The following is a 21911-nucleotide window of genomic DNA, read 5'->3' as shown; positions in this document are numbered from 1 at the left end:
CCAGAAAATTCGCAGTTGACAACTCTCATCGCTTGAGAAAGCTGAGTGGTACATCAGCAGGAATATCGTGAGCAGACGATACAAAAGTAGCGTCAGTATAAAACTCAATTCTTCGCTTGAGGTCAGAACCGAATTCAAGTTCACTCCCCACGATAGAGGAGCAGAATAAAAAGAGGTTATTGAATGCTTAAGATTGACTACGATCCATCCTAACCTAAAACGGCGCGATCGCGTGTCATTGTATTGTGTTATGTCGAACCGTTTACACCGCGCAACAAAATGGGCAGGTCTGTTACACCTGCCCAGAAATGATGGATGGCGGGATTCAGTTTAGCGATCGACCGATCCCATGATGATGTCAATGCTACCGAGAATGGTCACGATATCCGCAACTTTCATGCCCTTGACAAGATAGGGAAGGATCTGGACGTTGTTAAAGTCTGCTGCCCGAACCTTAAAGCGCCAGGGGAAGACGTGATCCTCACCCATAATGTAAACACCCAATTCGCCTTTACCGCTTTCTAGACGAACATAGTGTTCACCTTTCGGAATTTTGAAGGTCGGCGCAATCTTCTTACCGATAAACTGATAATCAAACCCGTTCCACTCAGATTTTGGTCCTTCCATCATCCGTTTTGCTTCAAGATTCTCGAACGGGCCACCGGGAAGTCCCTTGATTGCCTGCCTGATGATCTTGATTGATTCACGCATTTCGCGAATTCGCACGATGTAGCGAGCGTAGCAGTCGCCAGCCGTTTCCCATTGCACATCCCAATCAAAATCGTCATAACATTCGTAGTGATCAACTTTTCTCAAGTCCCACTTCACGCCAGAAGCACGCAGCATCGGGCCAGATAAGCTCCAGTTGATCGCATCTTCGCGAGTGATGACACCTACCCCATCAACACGACGGCGGAAAATCGGATTCTCTGTGATTAACCGTTCATATTCATCGACTTTCGGCAGGAAGTAGTCACAGAAATCTAAGCATTTATCAATCCAGCCGTAGGGTAGATCAGCCGCAACGCCACCGATGCGGAAGTAGTTGTGGTTGATCATGCGGTAGCCTGCGACGGCTTCCCACAGGTCGTAGATTAGTTCACGTTCGCGGAAGATGTAGAAGAAAGGAGTTTGTGCGCCGACATCCGCCATGAACGGGCCAAGCCACAGGAGGTGATTGGCGATGCGGTTGAGTTCCAGCATGATCACGCGGATATAGCTGGCGCGTTTGGGAACGGCGATTCCGGCAAGCTTTTCCGGGGCATTCACCGTGATTGCTTCATTGAACATCCCGGCGGCGTAGTCCCATCGGCTCACGTAGGGGACAAACATAATGTTGGTGCGATTTTCGGCGATTTTCTCCATGCCTCGGTGGAGATACCCAATTACAGGTTCACAATCGACCACGTTCTCGCCGTCGAGCGTGACGATTAGCCGCATTACCCCGTGCATCGAGGGATGGTGCGGCCCCATGTTGAGTACCATGGGTTCTGTCTTGGTTTCGATCATTGCCATCGGTGTTCTGCCTCTCGATTCACGATTTGCGGGCAAGCTTTGTGGAATAAGGCTTTATGGGCGCTTGTTGCACTTCTTTAATTATAGAGAATCGTGTCTATCTGCGTAGGTTTGAATCAATTCGCTCAGGATTCAATTTACGCTTAGAGACGAATAGAATGGAATCAATAGCGTTGTGAGAGAAGAGTTAGATCGATCGCACCCCGTTTGAGTCGAATGGATGCCCCCTAAATCCCCCACGAGTGAGGGACTTTGAAGACGAAAAAATTTTAGAGCTGGGGACAAAAAACTAAAGAAGGTCATTTTTAAGCTGTTTAATGCAATGAATTCTGAGTTTATTCATATTCCTGTGCTAAGTCGCGAAGTGATTGCAGGATTGGCGATTCGCGATCGCGGAGAATATTTAGATGCAACCGTGGGCGGTGGGGGTCATAGTGCGCTGATTCTGAGTGCGACTGCGGATGTGAAGCTAACAGCGATCGATCAAGATGCGTTTGCGCTCGATGCGGCACGGGAGAAATTAGGCGATCGCGTCACCTTTCACCATACAAATTTTGCTGACTTTGATCCGGGTGAAACAAAGTTCGATGGAATACTAGCAGATTTAGGTGTCAGTTCGGCTCAGTTTGATATTGCCGATCGTGGGTTTAGTTTTCGGCATGAAGCGGCGCTAGATATGCGAATGAATCAGCAGCAAGAATTAACCGCAGCCGAGATGATTAATCATTGGGAAGAGTCAAAATTAGCTGATATTTTCTACACCTATGGAGAAGAGCGGCTTTCGAGACGAATTGCCCGACGAATTGTGGAAAAGCGACCGTTTAAGACCACAACAGAATTAGCAGATGCGATCGCGGGATCAGTACCAAAGCAATATCGTTATGGTCGGATTCATCCTGCAACTCGTGTGTTTCAAGGCTTGCGAATTGCGGTGAATCGAGAGCTTGAGGTGTTAGAAACGTTGATGCAAAAAGCCCCGACTTGGTTAAAACCAGGGGGACGACTTGCAATTATTAGTTTTCACAGCTTGGAAGATCGGATTGTGAAACATCGAATGAAAGAATCGGAGCTGTTGACGGTGATTACAAAGAAGCCGATCGTGGCTCAAGAAGATGAGATTCAAGAAAATGTAAGAGCGCGATCGGCAAAATTGCGAATTGCAGAGCGAAAAGCTTAACTTTCCGATTGCAGCAATTGGACGGCTCCTGCAAAATTAGCTTCAGCGATTAAAATGCAGCGGTTTAGAAGATCAATGTCTAGGTTTTCTAGTCCTGGCAATTCGCTTCGAGCGATTTGGTCATATTCGCGATCACGTAAATGATATAGCTTTAAACTTCCATCCTCCCAGAACCAAACCTCAGAAACACCGAGCGATCGATAACGGGCAAGTTTATTGACGCTTCCACTGGTGAAGACAATTTCAATTGATAAATCTGGAATCGGTTTAGCAGTACCCAGGCAGTAAGATTTATCCGCTTGTGCAGCCACTTCTCCAGGTTTTTCCTGAGTGACGGAGCCTGAAGGAACAAAGATAAGGCCGCGTTTCAGCAAAAAAGTAGTCACGAGATAGCCAATGATTTCGGAAAACTGTTCGTGCTGCAAACCGGGCATAAAGAGTTCAATTTCCCCATCGTAAAAAGCAACCCGCACGCCAGGAGAGTTCTGAGAAAATTTTTGAAGTAGTTTGAAGTCTTCCCAAGTGCCGTATAAAACGATTCGCTGGTCGATCGGCTTGTTAAGAAGTTGAATCATAGATCCTGCAAAGTCTTCAACTGATTCAAGTTTAATCGGGCGATCGACAAGTTAAACGAAAACAATTGCTATTCGATCGTTTCTTGCTCTACAACTGCTTTTAATTTGCTGTGAAATTCTGATTCAGAGGGCATAAATTGATGAATTGGTGGATGAACTTCTTCAGAAAGTTCTAAAGGTGCATCACTTGCAAAGGGTTCAACGTTTTCTGATGCAGTTACAGCTTTATTTTCTTCGGGATGCAACTTCGTTGTCATCGCTTCTGTAGAGGCATTCAAACTAGAAGTTGCTTGCTCGATTAATGCTTCTACACCTGCCTGGAGTCGTGCAACCCGATCGAGCAAAATCTCTGGAGGTTCTAAATGCTTCACGTTTAGCGGTGTGATCACAGGCTTCGATTCAAGGGCTTGAGGAGGATCGTCTTCTTGTTGAATTTGCTCAGCTAGTTCAGCCCAGGGGGGCGATTCTGAAACGATAGGAGTCGTGGCTGCCTTTGGCACAGGGGAGCCTGAGCGATTCGGTACAGGCAGGGGCGGCGGAAGAATCGTCGTATCGCGTACAGGTTTCGATCGTGGCTCTTGGGACAAATTGCGGGGGAAGTTGTTGCAAACCAACCGCTCAAACTCGTAGTTGAAGTGATAGCACGGTTGTTGCCGACGTTGCCAAAGCTGCAAAATCTGCTCGACTGAAACGGCTTTATATCGCCCTTGATACAGAGCTTCGATCACTGCCCAGCGTACCCAATTTGCAGAATAGCTAGACTGCCAACGATCGGCTAGCTGCTGTGCATTATTTCCACCTAGATCAAAACTGTAGTGAGTCAGTAAATCTGCAACATGAATTGTCGTCTCATACCACAGAGACGCGCTGGAATCTCCAGAAGAGCCTTTCGCCGGATCAGATATCATACCCCGCTATTTTAGGGCAAAATTCAAATTCATTTCTTCAACCTAAAAGGATTCTTCTTGAGATCAGCGACAGCGTTCTACCAACCCGATCGCATCACTTCCTACTGCGGAGATCGGATCACGCCGCCGTCAACCGGAATCACCCCACTGCCAGCAAACGGTTCTACACTGCCGCGAGTCCAGTTAAAGTCGCTAATTTCAAAGCCGATCGATCCAAGTTGCTGCACAGGGTTATAGCGTAGCGAAACCCCATAGGTACGACGCTTGTACTCTAAAAAGTAATCGGTACTAATTTCTCGTCCGGTCTGAATGTTGTAAGCCGTTTGGAACCCGATGCGAATCGGCCCATAAAGCTGCTGAGTAATTCCCGCATAGAGAATCCGATCGTCGGCAATTCGATCGAACAAAAACGGCGATAAGCCCGCACGAATCGCCTGAGAATAGGTGATGTTGAATGCTGTATAGTCCAAGAAATCACGCGAGAAGTGCCCAAACTGCCCGATTAAGCTGACCGCACCACTCACGCTATTTTGACTATCTCCATTGCTATAAGACGTGGTAACTCCCGTTATTCCAACGCCAACCCCAACAAATGGACGAATCGGAGTCGGAGAAAACCTCAGCCCCTGCTCCCGCGTGGCAGGTAAAGCCGTTCCTTGCCAGAGATTGAAGCCGCGATTGATCGCAGCACTTGCCTGAAAGCGTCCTAGGCTGATGCGATTGTTCGCTCGGATGGGGGCAAGTAAGTCTGGACGATCGGTATCTGCATTGACGTACTGATATCCCACTTGATAGCTCAGATTAATTCCGGTATTGCCAAGCGGAATCGCAGGCGAGAAAAAGAGCGCCCCAATGCTGCTTTGGACATCTTGAAAGCCGAGCGAATTATTGAATAAGCGATTGCGATAGCTCGCTTCCAAACTGAGCGTATGCGTTCCGATCAATTGTTGCGCCCGCAGGCTGCCGCGAAATGTGTTTTCAAACCGCGAAAGATCTAAGCTCGTGAAAACGCCCTCCCCTCGAACGATCGTTCGAGGCGTGACTTGAGCCGACAAACGGCTTCTTAGTCCAAACAGATTCGCAATGTTGCTTCGATCTTCAAGGGCTCTCTGCACAAAGAATTGCGGCGTGATCGTGAAATTGATCGGCGATTGCGGCAGGACGTTTAACTCACGCTGAACAAAGAAGCCGCCACGATCTTGGGCATCATAGCCAAAATCAAACAATAAGGGTGCTCGCTGATTGCGATCGAGCACGATCGTTCGACTGGGTAACGGTAGCGTAAATCCTTGATCAAACACCAATCGATTCCGAGTCGTGCGAATTTCGTCACGCAAGGGTGAAACTCGTCTTAAGACGGCACGATCGGCTCTAAGTTCAAGTTCAGGCGGAGAGAATGGATCATTCGTGATGCGAATGTTATTGGCCTGGAAGCCTTCTGGATAAAACTCAATCTGAGCCGCTTCAAATCGCAATCGTCGCACTGAGCCGCCTGCTTGTGCTGCAGCGGGGCTACCACTTGCATTTTGTTGTGAACCAACGACCAGCCGGATTCCTCCGGCTTGAGAGACGTTATTTTGAGTTGCCAATGCACGATCGCCGACTGATCCAACCGGGACTACGCCCGCTGTGATATTAGTCGGCAGGTTTGGATTTAGATCAGTGCCTGCTGTGGGGATGAAGATCTCGCCGCTTGCTTGTTCAACGGTTCCTTCTTCTTGAATCAGGTTGTAGCGAAACCGCTGCCCTCGCAGGATTTGATCGCCTCGTGTGAGGGTAACGTTTCCTTCTGCAACGGTCAGCCGATTGACCAGATTCACCTGTAGGCGATCGCCGGTCAATAAGGCTCCTCGGAAGCGCAGCGAAACCCGACCTTCAGCCGTGAAAACTTGGCGTAACTGGTCGTATTCTTGTCGATCGGCTTTCAGTTCTAGAATGCCCTCGCTTGTCAGTCGTCCGGTTGGAATATTAAGTGGAGGATTCGTTGGAGGATTACTCGGCGCGGGAGTCGGGGTAGGAGCGGGAACAGGAGTGGAGGTAGGGAGTGGGGCGGATGGCGTTGGAGAGATTTGGGTCACAGAGGCAGGAGTATCGGCTTCTGGAGGTACGGCGAAACTCCATTCTGGCTCTGAAGCAAAGATCGGTTCGGTTCCGGCGAGATCGTCTGCTCGATGTGAAGCGGTTTGCGGCTCGATCGCTAGAATTTTTTGAGGTGCAGGTTTGACCGCAAGATTGGACTTGGCGACTGGAGCAGATTGCACGATCGCAGGCGGTACAGGTGGAACCGAATAAGGCATATCAATCAGGGTTTAGCTTGAAGCAGACAGCAGGAAATATCGGCACTTTAGCCGATTGACGGGGATTTAGACAAATTGATTCCGAATGTTGTGATAAAAAAAGGGCAGTCATCTGCCCTAGCACTCTCATAGCGCGAGAAGTGATTATTCTAAGTCGCGACGGTTGGGGTTCCGTGCTGGGTCGTTTGAAAGGAACCCAAAGACGAACAAACCGACAAAGAAAGCGACCGTGATGTAAACAACGACTTTAAGCGTGAGCATATGAATGACTCCAAAGGCAATGGCGGATAGTTTGCAGTTCGTCCCTTTATCTTACAGGAGTGCGCGATCGTTTTAGTTTCGACGCGTGAGCCAGCGCCACAAGATGACTAGCCGCTGTTCGATCCACAAAATGCCGGAATCGAGCCATTTCAGGACTTTCTGCCAGGGTGTGAGGACGTATTCCACATGCGTTGCTGGAGTCTCGATCCAATCAAATGCCGTTACGACTTCTGAGGGTTCTGCGGTTCTTGCTACAGGACTGTGTGCGTGAGTTGACGTGATTTCAGTGGAAGACGACTCCGGAGTGACAAGTTGCGATCGCGCTTCAACGTAAATCTGTTCGATTGAGGTTTCTTGTTGCACAACGATCAGGCTTTCTTGCCGCACGATGATTTTTGATTTTCGCTGAATTGTGATCGCGCCTGAAAGTTTTCTCAATGCTTCGCGGATTTGCTGACGCAGAGAAGGCGTAAAAGAGAACGATCGCGGTTCTCCAAATCCGGTCGCTCTTCCTTCGAGAATCAAAGGTTCCTGTGCATCATGCGTTGCAAGGTTTTTACGAAATAGATGGGCAAATCCTAAGTTTGGGGAAGCCTCAACCGCTCCAGGTAATCCAGCTTGAGTCGGAGCAAATTGGGTACGCTCTCCAAAAAAGTAACGGATTGCCGCCCAGATCAGGGCTTCTAGATCTGAGAAGTTGGGGAGTTGAGCAAACCAAGCAGTGATGTTTTTGGGATGGGGCGATCGCCCAATTAAGCTGCTAGGGTTCCAAGCAGAAAGCGGAACAGAAGGCACAAACCAATCGAGTTCATTCGGCTGTGTGACCAGTTCGGCTTCTTGGAATAGGTTAAGGGCGATCGCAACTGGGCTGGCTTGAACCCATGCCATGAGTTGCCGAAACACTCGGATCGGGGGCAGTAAGGTTTCTCGATCTTCGGGAAGTGAGAGCGGTGCGGATTTGAGATAAAGCTTGCGTCGCCATTGCCAGTAACGTGCGAGTTCTAATCGAATGCGGTGTTCGATTTGGCGCTGTTGCTCTGGGGTGAGCGTATCGAGAATGATATTGCCGTCAAGAATCAAGACAAGGTTGCGCGTATCGACGAGAGAAGCGATCGCCTGAATGTGATACGGATTCGACACGGCTAGATTCTCAGGGTTTTGACGTGCCAAGAATCGCCCAATCAGAACCAGTGGGTGACGCTCTCTTAATGCAGGTAAGTTTCCGCCGCTAACTAACGCTCGTTTTACCGCAGTGAGCACGTTTTGAATCGGGGCATCACTTAAATTGGCATCGGGATCAATGGCGATTTCTTCTCGACTCATCCGCAATCGCAGCACCGCTTTTTCCACCCGTTGCCCGATCTGCTGAGCGATCGCTCTGGTTCCCTGAAATGCAGCGTAAATCGGATAGAGCAGAATTTGAGTTGTCCAGATTGTCGTGATTTTAGCGTGTCGCAGGAGTGTGGCGCTTTTGTCCGCGAGTTTCTGGGTCTGCCGTGTAACGAAGTTAAATAATTGGCTTTGATAGCGTCGAGAAGTCATAGACTGAGGGACGATATTACGACGATCGCACGTTTCACCCTCATCATATCGGTATGACTGACGTTCTCACTGCTTCTTTTATCGAGCGCTTACGAAATTTAGTACAAGCTGATGCAATTGAGGGTTGGGGGGTGTGCGAAGATTGCGCGGTCGAGGATATTTCCACACAATCGTTCACAAAAATTGAACTAAATGAGAAGTGCTATTTGGTGTGGGAAAAAGGGCGAAAAGTTCGCTGGTTCTATCAAGAATTCGTCTTGCCTGAAGCGCTGAATGAGTATCCGTTAGCGGGGTTAACGCTGAGATTGGCATTAACTTGGTGGGCGGAATTGGCTGAAGTTTACATCAACGGTCGGAAAGTTCAAGAGGGTGATTTATTTGATCATTCTTGTCGGGTTGTTCTGAGTTCAAATGTCGTTCCAGGTGAGAAAGTTGCGGTTGCAATTCGATTAGTGAGTCCGGGGCATGACATTGGGGGGCTCATGCGATCGCGCCTCATCTACGAATCCGATTACAACGAAATTGATCCAGGATTTGTCGCAGATGAATTAGAAGTAATTCAGGGGTATATTGATGCGTTTGAGTTAGATCAACCTGAGATTAACTTGGATTGGAAGGTTGACGATCGACAATATTTTCATCAATCTCTAGAAGCCTTAAGAACCTCGCTTTTACCGCTCAGTTCTCAAATTAAACAACATACAATTTTTCTTCTCGGTCATGCTCATTTAGATATGGCTTGGCTTTGGGATGTCGAGGAAACTTGGAGAGCAGCAGAACGCACATTTGTTTCTGTTCTCCATTTGCAAAAAGATTTTCCTGAGCTTACGTTTTGTCACACCACACCCGCTTTATACGAATGGATTGAACAGAATCGACCGGAGATTTTTGCTCAAATTCAAGCACAAGTGAAGGCGGGAAAATGGGAAATTGTCGGCGGAATGTGGGTTGAGCCGGAGATGAACTTGATTAATGCGGAATCGATCGCACGTCATCTCTTATACGGTCAACGATACTGTCAAGAAAAGTTTGGCGAAATCTGTCGCGTTGCATGGCTTCCCGATACCTTTGGATTCAATTGGCAAACTCCGCAATTTCTCAAGCTTGCAGGAATTGATTATTTTGTGACGCAGAAGCTTCGATGGAATGATACGACGCAGTTTCCGTATGAATGGTTTAACTGGCAAGCACCGGATGGAAGTCAAGTTAAAAGTTTAATGTCATCCCCGATCGGTGAAGGAATTGAGCCGATCAAAATGGCAAAATTCGCTTGGGATTGGGTAAGAAAAACCGGACAACCGAATGCGCTTTGGCTATTTGGCGTGGGTGATCACGGTGGAGGCCCGACTCGCGATATGTTGGAAATTGCAGAACGGTGGAAGCGATCGCCCTTTTTTCCAAAGTTAGAGTTTACGACTGCATTCAACTATTTAGAAAGCTTAGAATCTCCAAAAGATATTTGGAATGATGAACTTTATTTAGAATTTCATCGCGGTTGTTATACAACACATGGCGATCAGAAAAAACTTAATCGTCGTTGTGAAGGCTTACTTCATCAAGCCGAGTTATGGGCTTCTTTAGCAAGTTCTATAGCCAAAGTGGATTATTCTAAATCAATTTTAGAATCTGCTCGAAAGAAGGCTTTATTTAATCAATTTCATGACATCCTACCTGGCACATCGATTAATCCAGTATTCAGAGATGCTAACGAGGAGTGGTTTGACGTCCAAGATATGTCGATCGATATTCAATACAAATCGTTAGAAACGATCGCTAAGCAAATTAAATTTCCATCACCACCCCATCCTCACGCAGAAGCCTTTATTGTTTTTAATTCCTCAAACTGGGAAAGATCTCATCTTTGTCGTATTCAAGCGCGCAATCGTTTAAATCTAGAATGTAAATCTTGGCGAGTCTATAATTTATCAGGACAGCCTTTAAAGCAGCAGATCTGCTCATCCAACACCGACAATCATTCTGTAGTTTTGTTCTATACAGATCAGATTCCTGCTATTGGATATTGCTGTTTCTGGCTCTGTCCAACTGACTCAATTGTTACTGCATCTAAGGCTACTTTAGAACCCTTTACTTTAGAGAATGAATATCTAAGAATTGATGTAGATCCAGAAACAGGAGAACTAAAAAGCCTTTTTGATAAGGTTTCCCAATTTCAACTACTTAGAAGTAATGGAAATCAGATCCAAGCTTTCAAAGATTTCGGGCAATATTGGGATGCCTGGAATATTGATCCAAATTACGAGAAATCGCAACTTCCTGGCGCTAAGCTTTCCCAAATCTCTAGAGTTGAGAAGTTTGAGGACTTACTTTGTCAAAGAATATTTGTAGAGCAAACTATCGAAAACTCTACTTTTCATTTCACTTATGTTTTAGAAGAGAACTCTTCAACTCTTAAAATTGAGACTTCTGTAAACTGGAAAGACCGTCATACTTTGATTAAAGTGATATTTCCGCTCAATATTGAAGCTGGTTTTACAACATCTGAAATTTCAGCAGGCGCGATCGACAGAACCACAGTCCCCAAAACCGAATCTGAAAAAGCAAAATGGGAGGTTTCCGCGTTGGGTTGGGCAGATTTAAGCGGGAAAAATTATGGGGTCAGCATTCTAAGCGAATATAAACACGGCTACGACTGCAAACCTAATCAAATTCGGCTGACATTGCTGCGCGGGTCAGAGTTTCCTGATCCGGAGGCTGACTTAGGACAGCACACTTTCAGCTATGCAATCTATCCTCATGCTGGCAACTGGAAAGAAGCGCAAACGGTTCGGAAAGCTGAAGAGTTTTGCAATCCGCTTCAGGCGATCGTCCTCGATCGCATCCCCGAAAACGGCACACTCCCGCCCGTTCATTCCTTTCTCGATCTCCAATCCGACAACCTTGTCCTCTCTAGTCTGAAGCAATCTGAAGATAATCCAGACGAGTACATTCTGCGCTGTTACGAATGCCACGGCAAACCCGCACAACTCAACCTAAAAGGCGACTTCGAGATCGTTGAAGCGTTTGACTTACTCGAACGTCCCCTCCAAGTGCCCGATCGCATCCGCCCCTGGGAAATTCGGACATACAAAATTAAGAAGAGGCAAGATCAAAAAGAGGGCATCATCTGACACCCTCTAAATCGTTAGTCTTCATGATCTTCAAACGGATCTTCCAAATTCGCGGAAGGTGGACCAAACGCCGTATAGATCGCGAATCCGGTGATTCCAACGATCGCAGCGCAAATCGAGATATTCAGTGCGAATGCGGGTTCCATATTTAGTAAAAAATGAGAGGAATGTCCCTATCGTATTACAAATTTTAACAATTTGCGAAAAGCCTAACATAGTAAAACGACTCTCGAATTTGGTACAGTAAACATCCTGCTAGGGATATAGGCTCTCCATGCTACTCAACGAAAAGCAACAGCGAATCCTAGAGGTGATTGATGCCGGAAATACCACCGGAGAAAGTATTGCAACTGCGATCGGCTCTTCGATGCAGATGATTCGCTACTACTTAGATACACTGTCCGAAGATGGATACCTCAAAGTTGCAAAAGTTTACGACAACGCTACCCGCGAGTTTCAGGTGGTCAGAGCTTATCTTACCGATAAAGGAAAAGCGTCGATCGTTAAAACGCCAGTAATCGATTCACCCGCAGAGACTACCGCAGATGTGCAGCAAATCCTCAAAGCGCTTGATTTACTTCAGCCGATCGTCGAAAAATTACCGAGCGATCGGGCTGAAATTGCGGCTGTCTATCTCGAAGACCTGCAAAACGAAATGAAGGTGGTTGATCGTCGCAAGCCCCAACGCATTAAGGCCTATTTCTTAGCGTTCGCCGGGACAGCCCTCCCCGTGATTCAGCAGACGGATCAGCCAGAGATTTTTGTTGAGACCGTGCGGTTTCTCTCAACGCAATGGAATATCACGGTAAGACTGCCTGAAAGCGTTACTTAGCCTGAATTTCGTCAAGCTTCGCTCTCACCGCTTGAATATCCTGCCACATCAACCATTTGGGGCTGCCCTTCTCTTTCGATTGATTTCTCAACAGATAAGCAGGGTGAAAAATCGGCATATAGAAGCGATCGTCCTTCTCGATCCACTGCCCCCGCACCTTCGTAATCCCTTGCTTGATGCCAACCAGCGCCCTCATCGCTGTCGCGCCCGTCAGCAAAATGATCTTCGGATTCACCATACGAATCTGCTCGGACAAGTATCCTTTGCACGCTTCTGCTTCATCGGTCGTCGGAGTGCGGTTTTCCGGCGGACGGCACTTCACCACGTTACAGATAAAAACGTGCTCCTCGGTTGTGAGATGCACAGCGGCGAGAATGCGATCGAGCAATTGCCCCGATCGACCGACAAACGGCACACCCGTTTCGTCCTCAGTTTGTCCTGGCCCTTCGCCCACAATCATGATCGGTGCATTCAAGTTACCGCGCCCAATCACTGCATGAGTCCGTGAGGCTCCCAAATCGCAGCGATGACAGTGATTACAATGAGCGCTCATCTGCTCCATTGTTTGATACGTGCCTGTGGGAATTGGAATCTTTGCGCTCGTCGGAATCAACTCCGGATCAAAGCCACTCGGTGTCGATGGCTCGGTCGCAGGAATATCAAACAGGCTGATTTGTTCGTCGTTCACCATGAATCCGTCGGCAGAAATTATTCAGTCTATAAATTTTAGAAGGAATTCGGTCACGCTGCGGCAATCCAAAGACGGAAAGAAGCTTAAGGGAATCCGATCGTTTCTGAAACCAGAGAAAGACTGCGCTAGAGTGATCTCGTGGTGCTCTGTTGGGGAAACCTCCGATGCTGAATACTGTTCTCGTTGCGTTGGATGTAACAGCAAATCCTCCAATTGCAAAATCAGAACTCTCCGACCAAGTGCTAAAAACGCTGCAAGAACTCCATCTCGAAGCTCGATCGAAAGTCGTTTTGGCGCACGTCGTTCCGTCGAACCAATCCGAAGTAGAAGTGGTCGTCGATCGACCCGCAACCGCTGTCGAACATTTTCCCTACAGCCAAATTGAGCAGCAGCTACACGCCTATCAACGGCGCTTAGACTGCGAGAGCGCTGTCGAAATCGTCATCGGAGATCCAGCCGAAGAGATTGTCCGCCTTGCGAAGATCCACAATGCAGATTTAATCGTGTTGGGGAGCCGAGGCTTAACCGGAATGAAGCGGATTCTCCTTGGCTCGGTTAGCAGTCAGATTGTTGAAGATGCCCCCTGCTCGGTTTTGGTGGTGAAGCCAAAATAGACCAACCTGAAAGCGCCTCGATTTAGGGGCATCCCGGATTTAACATCGAAGTGAACTCCTCTCGAACCAGCGTTAGATCAGAGACGTGACTAACTGCTGTGCTTCATTCGCGAGCATCGGACGGTTGTACAACACGCCTCCCGGCTCTTGATGAATTGCCTGAGTGAGATTGCCCGTGTCCATGCCGATAAAGCCGCTCTCGATAATCAGTTGAGCCAGGATCGCTTTCGCCTCTGCATCATCCCCACAGTAAAACACCGTATAAGGTTCAGACCGATGCGCTTCGTTCGCAAACGTTGCAGTCGGTAGCGTGTTGTAGGCTTTCACAACTTTTGTATTTGGCAGTTTTGCCGCGAGTTCTAGACCCGAACTTACATCCGGCACTCGATGAAGTTTGCCGTTCTCGCGCTCATAAGGATTGGTGGCATCGATCAAAATCTTGCCATCGAGTGATCCAGCCGCGGAGATCGCTTCATTGATCGTCGTGTAATAACACGCCAGCAGAATCACATCCGCAAACGCCGCCGCTTCTGCCACGGTTCCCGCTTGCGTGTTCTCTCCGGTAATCAAATTCGATAGCTGTTCTGGATTGCGAGAACTGAAGAAAACTTCGTGTCCCGCTTTTGCCCAGAGAGTGCCGATCGTGCCGCCAATTCCCCCCGCCCCAATCACGCCAATCTTCATCTTCGTTGCTCCATTACGCCATGACCATGCCGCCATCGACATTCATCACCTGTCCCGTAATATAGCCAGCCGCAGGAGAGGCTGCAAGGAAGCAAATCATTCCGGCGACTTCTTCCGGCTTACCATAACGGCTGAGCGGGATAAATTTGAGAATTTCATCTGCCTTTAAGTCATGCGTCATATCGGTCTCGATGAATCCGGGTGCAACCGCATTCACTGTAATTCCTCGGCTCGCGAGTTCCTTCGCAACTGTTTTGGTAAATCCGATCACGCCCGCTTTCGCGGCACTGTAATTTGCTTGCCCTGGATTGCCCATTTGTCCGGCAACTGAGGTGATATTTACAATCCGTCCACTGCGTTGTTTCAGCATGATTTTGCTCACGGCTCTGGTGCAGAGGAAGACCCCGGTAAGATTCAAATCAATCACCGCTTGCCATTCTTCAGGCTTCATTCTCAGCAACAACGTATCGCGAGTAATTCCTGCATTGTTCACCAACACATCGATTCTGCCGTATTTCTCCATCGTGGCTTCAATCAGCGCATCGACTTGATCGGCTTTCGACACATCGGCTTTCACCGCGATCGCACTTCCGCCATGCTCGGTAATTTGCGCCACCACTTCTTCCGCCGCACCGCTAGAACTGGCGTAATTCACGACCACTGATGCTCCTTCGCTTGCGAGTGCTAACGCGGTCGATCGTCCAATTCCACGTGATGCCCCCGTGACGATCGCGACTTTTCCTTGCAGTTGCGCTTCCATGAATCCTGACCTGATATAAATGTGCGGATCTGATCATATCGGGATCAGGCAAACGCAGACCAGCCAAATCCAGGTTTTACGCGCTGCGCTTGCTTGATCATTTCTTGAAAAGATGATTAACTCAAACCACTTGAGGTTATTTTTTCCCTGAATGGGGGGTAGGATGGCTTCTAACGCGATCGCTTTCATTCCCTGATCGCATTCTTGCAGTTTTACACCCATCTATGACCAGAGATCGCGGCATTTCCAATCGTCGGAACCCTAAACCGTCACGTCGATCGAGCAATCGCACTCCGGAGAAACAACCGATTAAAACGGTTAAAGAACCTCCTCACAGTGAGGGAAAGCTAGATCGAATGGCGATCGTCGATCGATTTCATCGGCTCAAAAAATGGCTACTGAACGACTGGAGAGCCATGATTGCCCTGGGGTTTGTAGTGACCGGAGGCACCACCGCCTTGTCGCTTGCGTTTCTGTTCAAACTTCCTGCTGTTCCGAATTGTCCATCGATCTTTTGGCCCCTCGCTTCGGCTTCTCTGCGTTTACATTGTGCTGAAATTGCCGCCAACAAGCGCACCACCAAAGATTTATTAGAGGCAATCGAGCTTGTCAAAAGCCTACCGCCCGATCACCCCCTCTACAACGAAGCCAAGCGCTTCATCGAACTGTGGGCACAAGAAATTTTGAATCTAGGCGAAGAAGCATTTCAAGCCGGAAGACTCGACGAAGCGATTAGTACCGCGAAAAAAGTTCCGAGAATTGGCAGTGCTTACCAGCAAGTTGAAGACAAAATCACGCGCTGGGAGCAAATCTGGACTTCAGCCGAAACGCTTTACCGCAAAGCAGAAGACGCGCTGCGGAAACAGAGAGTGCAGATTGCATTGACCGAGGCAGGACGATTGTTGTCGATCGATAACATCTTCTGGCAAACTACCAAATACCAAGAACTCAGCAATAAAATCACAGCCACCCGCGAAGACATTACCAAAATTGGCAAAGCGAAGAATCTAGTCGAATCCGGCGGAGTCAAGAATTTCCTAGAGGCGATTAAACTCTTAACCAGTATCGGCAACCAGAGTTATGTTTATCAAGTTGCTCAAGAAGCGATCGGGGAGACCAGTCAGAAGATGCTGGATTTTGCAGAAGCGGCACTCGATCGCAAAGACTTAACCACTGCACTCGATGTGATCAGGCAAATCCCGACGAGCGCAAATTTGCAGAAAGAAGTCGAGGATTTTGAAACGTTAGCCAGTGCGGTCAGCAGAATTTGGAACGGTGCGCCGGAAGATTACGATGCGGCGATCGCTCAAGCTCAGAAAGTTGGTTCTGATCGTCCTTTATTCAGCAGAGCGCAGAGGTTGATTGCTCGCTGGCAGGCTGAAAAGGTGGATATCGCCCAACTGAATCGCGCTCGTCAATTGGCACAATCCACCCGACCTGAAGATCTCCAAGCCGCGATCGCAACTGCTGCTCAAATTCCCAGTTCTAATCCCAAAGCCAAAGAAGCACGGCAACTCATTGACCAAATCACCACCGAATTTCAGAGCAGTGAAGACCGTCCCTTAATCGATCAAGCCGAACAAATTGCCAACCGTGGCGATGCTAGTTCTTTGCAACAAGCGATCGATCTGCTGAGCCGGATTTCGTCGCGTCGCGCTCTGGGGCAAGAGGCTGCAACCAAACGGCAACAATACGCCCGCCAGCTTCAATCGATTCGCGACCAAGAACGGGCAGCAACTCAACCTGATCCGCTGGTGCAAGATCGAATTGAAGGCAATGCCCTAGCTGAGCAAACGCTACAAGAAGCTCGAACGATCGCAAATGGCGGAACCGTCGATACAATCGCAGATGCGATTCGCAAAGCAGATAGTGTGGCGCTGTCTAGCCCAATGCGTGAAGAGGCGCGATCGCTAATCGATCAATGGAGTCAGCAGCTTTTACAAACGGCAATGTCGCAAGCCAGCGCTGATCCAGCAGGCGCGATCGCGATCGCCCAAAAAATCCCGCTTGGAACTAGCGCCCATGAGCAAGCACAATCGCTGATTCCCCTATGGCAACAAAATCTAAGACGTTAACGCTTCGATCTGACGCACCACGGTTAATGCAGAATAACTCACGCCTGCGGTGCCTTCTCCGGGATGGGTTGAATCGCCGACAAGCCAAAGATTCTGAACCGGAGTTCGATTGGCAAATCCAAACGGGCCAAATGTGGGAATACGCTGACCAATACCACCGACCATTCCTTCGCTACGGGCTGTAAATCGCTCAAAGGTTTGAGGAGTTGCTGCTTCTTGATACACAATCGTCTCCGGAGTCAGCGTGAAATAGCGTCCCAGCTTCCCGATCGCTTCTGCCGCATATCGCTGCTTCATGCCTTCGTAATCACCGCTATTTTTCCAAGCTCCCGTATCGGTAAACGATGAGGCGACGATCGTGGCTTTTCCGCTGGGCGCACGTCCGTCTCCTTCGTGGCTGACCGACACAAACAGGGAATTGTTTTCACCGATCGCGCCGTCATAATCGTAGAGAAACTGCAAATGTGGCGGACAATCTGTGGGAATGGCAGCGCGATCGACTCCCAAATAAATCACAAACGCACCAGAAGCAGGCGGCAATTTATCGACGCGACGACGATATCCTTCAGGTGCAGCTTCCCCTAACAGTTCAACTAAATTCTGCACGGTGACATTGGCAACCACATGATCAGCGGGTTCAATCCAAGTTTCACCGGTTTTTTGATTGCGGATTGTAACCCCGGTCGTGCGCCCGGCTTCGGTGTGAATTTGCTCGACCGTGTGACGCATCAAAAGTCTGCCGCAATCGCGGTTGAGCGCTTCAACCAGACGATCGCTCAAAACCTGCATACTGCCCTGAAGGTGAAATAATCCCTGTGGTGCTTGAGACACGCTTAATGCAGTCGCCGCGTACAAGAGCGCTGTTTCATCCGCATCGACTTGCGAATACAGTTTCAGTTGCAAGTCGAGAAAAGTGTGCAGTCGGCGATCGTGGGTCAATCCAAACGTTCGCAACGCATCCCCTACGGTTGAAAACGCATGGGGCAGCGTCAGCAGCGTATCGGGGCGAACTGCCTTCGTCAATTGCCACAAGTCCCAAATATTTCGCGGCGGCAGCACCGGATCACGCGACTGAAACGCCCAACTATAGCGAAATAAGTCCTTCAACAATTGCCAGAACGGTTCACTTCCGGGAAACTGGCGATTGCGCTCGGTTTTCCATTGCTCTGGATCGCGCCACACTCGAATCGGCTCAGTTTCACCCGGAAGAAAGACCGCGCAGGCGGGATCACAATCCGTTGCGACAGGAAGCTCGATCGCGAGTTCTGTAAAAATCCGATGATGAATTCCACCCGGTTCTAAGCCTGCAACCTGAGTCGCGCCGACATCAAAGGTAAAGCCTTGTCGTTTGAATGTTGAAGCGCATCCACCGGGGACAAGTGCCTGATCTAAGGCGAGAACCTCATATCCGCGATGAGCAAGTAGCGCTGCTGCCGTTAATCCACCAATTCCCGCACCCACGACGACGACTTTTCGGGAAGAGTTGCTCTGCATTGCTTAACATTTTTTAACATCTTGCCTTTATTGTAGTGAATTGCAGAACCAAGCGAATAAGCCGAAAGACGCGACTTTAGGAGAATTGGATGAATTTTGAAGGTGAATTACTCCTCGGCAAACACTAAGATAGGTAAAGAACGCCACAAACCGCTATGACTTCAACCCTCATTCGATCGCCCAAACTCAACGCCCCGACCATTCATCGCCTCGCCAACGGCTTAACGATTATTGCTGAGCAGATTCCCGTTGATGCGGTGAATCTGAATGTTTGGTTAGATGTCGGATCAGCCGTCGAGTCGGATTCGATCAATGGCATGGCTCACTTTCTGGAACATATGGTGTTTAAGGGCACCGATCGGCTGCGGAGCGGTGAATTCGAGCAGCAGATCGAGCAGCGTGGAGCGGTGACTAATGCTGCAACCAGCCAAGATTACACGCACTACTACATCACAACTGCGCCCCAAGATTTTGCCATGCTCGCACCCCTGCAAATGGACGTAGTGCTCAATGCCCAAATTCCAGAAGATGGCTTTGAGCGGGAACGGTTTGTCGTGCTAGAAGAAATCCGACGATCGCAAGATAATCCGCGCCGTCGCACCTATCAATACATGTCCGAGATGGCGTTTACATCGCTGCCGTACCGACGACAGGTTTTAGGTCCTGCTTCAGTGATTGAAACGCTCAGCGCTCAACAAATGCGCGATTTTCACGCCGAATGGTATCATCCGCGATCGATGACTGCCGTTGCAGTTGGAAACTTACCTGTGGATCAATTGATTCGCATTGTCGAAGAAAGCGTGTCTAAACCAAAGCGCAGCGATGTGCAGCGAAGCTCACAATTCACTGTAGAACAGCCCTTTACCGAAATCATTCGCCAAGAGCATCTTGATCCCAGCTTGACGCAGGCGAGATTGATGATGCTATGGCGCGTTCCGGGACTCGTCGATCTGAAGCAGACTTATGCACTTGATGGCTTAGCAAGCATTCTCGGACATGGACGCACAGCCCGATTGGTCAAAGATTTGCGAGAAACACGCGGTTTGGTATCAAGTGTGTCTGCTAGTAATATGACCTACCGCCATCAAGGAATTTTCTGCATCTCGGCTCAACTACCTGTTGAGAATATTGATGCAGTCGAAGCCGCGATCGCGTCACACCTTGAAGCGCTGCAAACCGAATGGGTAGAACAATCGGAACTCGATCGCGTCCGGACTCAGGTGGCAAATCATTTCACGTTTGGGAATGAAACACCGAGCGATCGTTCCGGTCTGTACGGTTACTATCAAACTTTAGTCGGCGATTTAGAGCCAGCGTTCAACTATCCGGCTTACATTCAATCGCTCTCTGCTGCAGATCTGCAAACCGCAGCACAAACCTATTTGCCCACTCAGGCTTACGGTTGTGTGGTGGTGAAGCCAGGAAAATAAGCGATGTGGACGCAAATTGATGCTCAGATTAGCCAAGCACTGGGGCAAGCGTTTGAAAGCCGAGATCGACGATCGGTGAGCGGTGGCTGCATCAATCAGGGCTATCAGGTGAGTAATGGTGAGCTTACGTTCTTTGTCAAGCTGAATCAAGCCAATCAGCTTGCAATGTTTGAGGCAGAAGCGCTCGGATTGCAGCAGATAGCAGAAGCACAAGCCATCCGAGTGCCAAAACCAATCTGTGTGGGTGGCACGGGAGGTTCAGCTTATATCGTTTTAGAATGGCTTGCCCTCGGTCGTGGGAGCGCTCAATCTTGGGCAGAATTGGGACGAAACTTGGCGCGAATGCACCAGTATCACAAATCGACGGCATTCGGCTGGGAGCGCGATAATACGATCGGTTCAACCCCCCAGATTAATTCTTGGACATCAGATTGGATGGAATTTTTTACCCAATACCGAATTGGGTATCAGTTGAAATTAGCAGCGCAAAACGGCGGACGGTTTCGCAATGGATCGCGTCTCCTAGAGCAAATTCCAAAACTACTGGCAAATCACCATCCACAACCGTCGATCGTGCATGGTGATTTGTGGTCAGGAAATGCCGCCGTAATGCAATCTGGGGAGCCTGTAATTTTTGATCCCGCAACGTATTGGGGCGATCGAGAGGTTGATCTGGCAATGACTGAGTTGTTTGGCGGCTTCCCGGCTGAGTTTTATCGGGGCTACGAAGAGATTTACCCAATTGATGCAGGGTACAAGCGGCGAAAAACGCTCTACAACCTGTATCACATCTTGAATCACTTTAATCTGTTTGGGGGTGGCTACGCCTCTCAAGCCGAGCGAATGATCGATCAGCTCGTTCTTTGAGCTGTATGTTTTACCTTCGATCTACTTGGCTTTCGGCTGCTGCAATGCTTTAGACGGAATAAAAATTGTTTCGCCTTTCTTGTTTGTTTGCTCTATTGCGCCCAGTTTCAGGAGTTCGCGTCTTGCTCGATCGCGGGTGAATCGATCGCCGCCAGAAGTCGCATCCTGATACACCAACGACCAAGCTTGGAACCGAACCCAGCGAATCTCAGGATTGGTTCTTAAAAAGTCAGCCGTTTCCTGAAAGTTGGGTGCGAACTGCTTGTATCCCTCGGTGTCAGTCGCCCATTTTGCCGTCATGTCGAACGATCGAGCTGCTCCCGGTAAATCTCCAAGCAAAAGAATCTGATCCATTCCCCTCCAGCGCCAGAGCGTGAATGCTCTTGGGTGCATTTGAGGTGAAAGCGTATCAATGCCTCGCTGCATCAATTTCAGCCCTAATTCTGGTTTACCCATTTGATGGGATACCGTTCCTGACAGAAATAGATAGCTTTCGACAAAGCGAGGATCGCGACGAGTGATAATGTCAAAGTATTCTGGGCTTAGCGAGAATCCAGTTGCCTGTCGTGCAGGAACATCGCCGTAATACTGGATAAAATTCAAAAACGTCCAGCCCGCAATTAGATTATCAAAGCCAAAACTCGGCGTTTTGCTGAGAAGATTCAGCCGCGATCGTTCTTGTTGTTCCGCTTGCTGCGGCGTAAGCAGCGAAATCGAAGGCTGTTTCAGCCGATCGATCTGAATCGCGACGATTCCCGCGATCGCCACACCTGCGATCGCGCAGTGACTAGCGACACCCGCAATTCCAATCCAAAGCCGTTTAGCGCTCAAAACCACAGTAGAAAAACCTCTTTAAGAAAGCTTAATGGAACTCAGCCTGGAACTCTAGAACAATTTACCCAAATTCCGTTAGATTGTCATAATGGTTGCATTCACCTTACGGAAGTTAGGTCATATTAATCAGTCAGTATGTCTAGCCTTAAACTAGAGTCACCTGATTAACTGTCCTAAAGTCGTCCCACTTTCTGGAATTTAACTGTGTACGCTGTATCTAGTTTTTT

General features: G+C 48.7%; 19 protein-coding genes. 7 read left to right on the top strand and 12 right to left on the bottom strand.

The window, feature by feature from the left end; translation table 11 throughout:
• Window positions 1-330 precede the first annotated feature (330 nt).
• A complete protein-coding gene (locus NC981_RS21000) occupies window positions 331-1515 on the bottom strand; it encodes an NAD(P)H-quinone oxidoreductase subunit H (protein WP_190377389.1) in 1185 nt (394 codons plus the stop codon).
• A gap of 322 nt (window positions 1516-1837) precedes the next feature.
• On the opposite strand from NC981_RS21000, the gene rsmH reads away from it, so the two are divergent.
• Complete coding sequence (gene rsmH, locus NC981_RS20995) at window positions 1838-2692, top strand: 16S rRNA (cytosine(1402)-N(4))-methyltransferase RsmH (protein ID WP_348244696.1); 855 nt, start codon at window positions 1838-1840, stop codon at window positions 2690-2692.
• Here rsmH and NC981_RS20990 read toward each other — a convergent pair.
• The 5 genes from NC981_RS20990 to NC981_RS20970 form a co-directional block, all read right to left on the bottom strand.
• Window positions 2689-3267: a Uma2 family endonuclease gene (locus NC981_RS20990; protein ID WP_348244695.1), complete on the bottom strand. Its 579-nt coding sequence runs from the start codon at window positions 3265-3267 to the stop codon at window positions 2689-2691. The genes rsmH and NC981_RS20990 overlap by 4 nt on opposite strands.
• Before the next feature lie 68 nt (window positions 3268-3335).
• A complete protein-coding gene (locus NC981_RS20985; RefSeq protein ID WP_348244694.1) occupies window positions 3336-4175 on the bottom strand; it encodes a hypothetical protein in 840 nt (279 codons plus the stop codon).
• 101 nt (window positions 4176-4276) lie between these two features.
• Window positions 4277-6472 carry a DUF3769 domain-containing protein gene (locus NC981_RS20980; protein ID WP_348244693.1) on the bottom strand — a complete coding sequence of 732 codons (2196 nt, stop codon included), beginning with the start codon at window positions 6470-6472 and terminating at the stop codon, window positions 4277-4279.
• Window positions 6473-6616: 144 nt separating this feature from the next.
• The gene (locus NC981_RS20975) at window positions 6617-6733 is read right to left on the bottom strand and encodes a photosystem II reaction center protein I (protein ID WP_190377341.1); all 117 of its coding nucleotides are present in this window, start codon (window positions 6731-6733) and stop codon (window positions 6617-6619) included.
• Between the two features lie 72 nt (window positions 6734-6805).
• Window positions 6806-8275, bottom strand: a complete 1470-nt coding sequence (locus NC981_RS20970) for a hypothetical protein (RefSeq protein ID WP_348244692.1) — start codon at window positions 8273-8275, stop codon at window positions 6806-6808.
• 53 nt (window positions 8276-8328) lie between these two features.
• Here NC981_RS20970 and NC981_RS20965 point away from each other — a divergent pair, with 53 nt between their 5' ends.
• Complete coding sequence (locus NC981_RS20965; RefSeq protein ID WP_348244691.1) at window positions 8329-11403, top strand: alpha-mannosidase; 3075 nt, start codon at window positions 8329-8331, stop codon at window positions 11401-11403.
• 14 nt (window positions 11404-11417) lie between these two features.
• Here NC981_RS20965 and psbN read toward each other — a convergent pair whose 3' ends face one another.
• Entirely contained in the window at window positions 11418-11549 is a 132-nt protein-coding gene (psbN, locus tag NC981_RS20960) for a photosystem II reaction center protein PsbN (protein WP_190377344.1), read from the bottom strand.
• Window positions 11550-11677: 128 nt separating this feature from the next.
• Here psbN and NC981_RS20955 point away from each other — a divergent pair, with 128 nt between their 5' ends.
• Window positions 11678-12235 carry a hypothetical protein gene (locus tag NC981_RS20955; RefSeq protein WP_348244690.1) on the top strand — a complete coding sequence of 186 codons (558 nt, stop codon included), beginning with the start codon at window positions 11678-11680 and terminating at the stop codon, window positions 12233-12235.
• On the opposite strand, the gene NC981_RS20950 is transcribed toward NC981_RS20955, so the two are convergent.
• A complete protein-coding gene (locus NC981_RS20950; protein ID WP_190377346.1) occupies window positions 12228-12926 on the bottom strand; it encodes a uracil-DNA glycosylase in 699 nt (232 codons plus the stop codon). The two genes, NC981_RS20955 and NC981_RS20950, sit on opposite strands and share 8 nt — an antisense overlap.
• A 164-nt stretch (window positions 12927-13090) precedes the next feature.
• On the opposite strand from NC981_RS20950, the gene NC981_RS20945 reads away from it, so the two are divergent.
• Window positions 13091-13540 carry a universal stress protein gene (locus NC981_RS20945; protein ID WP_190377347.1) on the top strand — a complete coding sequence of 150 codons (450 nt, stop codon included), beginning with the start codon at window positions 13091-13093 and terminating at the stop codon, window positions 13538-13540.
• Window positions 13541-13612: 72 nt separating this feature from the next.
• On the opposite strand, the gene NC981_RS20940 is transcribed toward NC981_RS20945, so the two are convergent.
• Both NC981_RS20940 and fabG read right to left on the bottom strand, forming a co-directional pair.
• Window positions 13613-14260, bottom strand: a complete 648-nt coding sequence (locus NC981_RS20940) for an NAD(P)-binding domain-containing protein (RefSeq protein WP_348244689.1) — start codon at window positions 14258-14260, stop codon at window positions 13613-13615.
• A complete protein-coding gene (gene fabG, locus NC981_RS20935) occupies window positions 14238-14984 on the bottom strand; it encodes a 3-oxoacyl-[acyl-carrier-protein] reductase (protein WP_348244688.1) in 747 nt (248 codons plus the stop codon). Before fabG ends, NC981_RS20940 begins: the two co-directional genes overlap by 23 nt.
• A gap of 224 nt (window positions 14985-15208) precedes the next feature.
• On the opposite strand from fabG, the gene NC981_RS20930 reads away from it, so the two are divergent.
• A complete protein-coding gene (locus tag NC981_RS20930; protein WP_348244687.1) occupies window positions 15209-17059 on the top strand; it encodes a chromosome segregation ATPase in 1851 nt (616 codons plus the stop codon).
• Here NC981_RS20930 and crtD read toward each other — a convergent pair.
• Complete coding sequence (gene crtD / locus NC981_RS20925; RefSeq protein ID WP_348244686.1) at window positions 17048-18553, bottom strand: C-3',4' desaturase CrtD; 1506 nt, start codon at window positions 18551-18553, stop codon at window positions 17048-17050. The genes NC981_RS20930 and crtD overlap by 12 nt on opposite strands.
• Before the next feature lie 155 nt (window positions 18554-18708).
• On the opposite strand from crtD, the gene NC981_RS20920 reads away from it, so the two are divergent.
• Together NC981_RS20920 and NC981_RS20915 are read left to right on the top strand one after the other, a co-directional pair.
• Window positions 18709-19983, top strand: coding sequence for a pitrilysin family protein (locus NC981_RS20920; RefSeq protein WP_348244685.1), 1275 nt, complete (start codon window positions 18709-18711; stop codon window positions 19981-19983).
• Window positions 19984-19986: 3 nt separating this feature from the next.
• Complete coding sequence (locus NC981_RS20915; RefSeq protein WP_348244684.1) at window positions 19987-20850, top strand: fructosamine kinase family protein; 864 nt, start codon at window positions 19987-19989, stop codon at window positions 20848-20850.
• A 21-nt stretch (window positions 20851-20871) separates the two neighbouring features.
• Here the strand turns inward: NC981_RS20915 and NC981_RS20910 are convergent, their stop codons facing one another.
• A complete protein-coding gene (locus NC981_RS20910; protein ID WP_348244683.1) occupies window positions 20872-21687 on the bottom strand; it encodes a hypothetical protein in 816 nt (271 codons plus the stop codon).
• Window positions 21688-21911: the final 224 nt, after the last annotated feature.

Origin of the sequence: Leptolyngbya sp. DQ-M1 (genome assembly GCF_039962505.1) — a bacterium.
Lineage (GTDB): Bacteria > Cyanobacteriota > Cyanobacteriia > Leptolyngbyales > Leptolyngbyaceae > Leptolyngbya.
The sequence above is the reverse complement of the archived record's forward strand: the minus strand, read 5'-3'. Positions and strand labels throughout refer to the sequence as shown.

What these genes read in the sequence shown, in the direction of transcription:
- NC981_RS21000 (WP_190377389.1), bottom strand. Translation starts at nt 1,515, where the DNA reads ATGGCAATGATCGAAACCAAGACAGAACCCATGGTACTCAACATGGGG.
- rsmH (WP_348244696.1), top strand. Translation starts at nt 1,838, where the DNA reads ATGAATTCTGAGTTTATTCATATTCCTGTGCTAAGTCGCGAAGTGATT.
- NC981_RS20990 (WP_348244695.1), bottom strand. Translation starts at nt 3,267, where the DNA reads ATGATTCAACTTCTTAACAAGCCGATCGACCAGCGAATCGTTTTATAC.
- NC981_RS20985 (WP_348244694.1), bottom strand. Translation starts at nt 4,175, where the DNA reads ATGATATCTGATCCGGCGAAAGGCTCTTCTGGAGATTCCAGCGCGTCT.
- NC981_RS20980 (WP_348244693.1), bottom strand. Translation starts at nt 6,472, where the DNA reads ATGCCTTATTCGGTTCCACCTGTACCGCCTGCGATCGTGCAATCTGCT.
- NC981_RS20975 (WP_190377341.1), bottom strand. Translation starts at nt 6,733, where the DNA reads ATGCTCACGCTTAAAGTCGTTGTTTACATCACGGTCGCTTTCTTTGTC.
- NC981_RS20970 (WP_348244692.1), bottom strand. Translation starts at nt 8,275, where the DNA reads ATGACTTCTCGACGCTATCAAAGCCAATTATTTAACTTCGTTACACGG.
- NC981_RS20965 (WP_348244691.1), top strand. Translation starts at nt 8,329, where the DNA reads ATGACTGACGTTCTCACTGCTTCTTTTATCGAGCGCTTACGAAATTTA.
- psbN (WP_190377344.1), bottom strand. Translation starts at nt 11,549, where the DNA reads ATGGAACCCGCATTCGCACTGAATATCTCGATTTGCGCTGCGATCGTT.
- NC981_RS20955 (WP_348244690.1), top strand. Translation starts at nt 11,678, where the DNA reads ATGCTACTCAACGAAAAGCAACAGCGAATCCTAGAGGTGATTGATGCC.
- NC981_RS20950 (WP_190377346.1), bottom strand. Translation starts at nt 12,926, where the DNA reads ATGGTGAACGACGAACAAATCAGCCTGTTTGATATTCCTGCGACCGAG.
- NC981_RS20945 (WP_190377347.1), top strand. Translation starts at nt 13,091, where the DNA reads ATGCTGAATACTGTTCTCGTTGCGTTGGATGTAACAGCAAATCCTCCA.
- NC981_RS20940 (WP_348244689.1), bottom strand. Translation starts at nt 14,260, where the DNA reads ATGGCGGCATGGTCATGGCGTAATGGAGCAACGAAGATGAAGATTGGC.
- fabG (WP_348244688.1), bottom strand. Translation starts at nt 14,984, where the DNA reads ATGGAAGCGCAACTGCAAGGAAAAGTCGCGATCGTCACGGGGGCATCA.
- NC981_RS20930 (WP_348244687.1), top strand. Translation starts at nt 15,209, where the DNA reads ATGACCAGAGATCGCGGCATTTCCAATCGTCGGAACCCTAAACCGTCA.
- crtD (WP_348244686.1), bottom strand. Translation starts at nt 18,553, where the DNA reads ATGCAGAGCAACTCTTCCCGAAAAGTCGTCGTCGTGGGTGCGGGAATT.
- NC981_RS20920 (WP_348244685.1), top strand. Translation starts at nt 18,709, where the DNA reads ATGACTTCAACCCTCATTCGATCGCCCAAACTCAACGCCCCGACCATT.
- NC981_RS20915 (WP_348244684.1), top strand. Translation starts at nt 19,987, where the DNA reads ATGTGGACGCAAATTGATGCTCAGATTAGCCAAGCACTGGGGCAAGCG.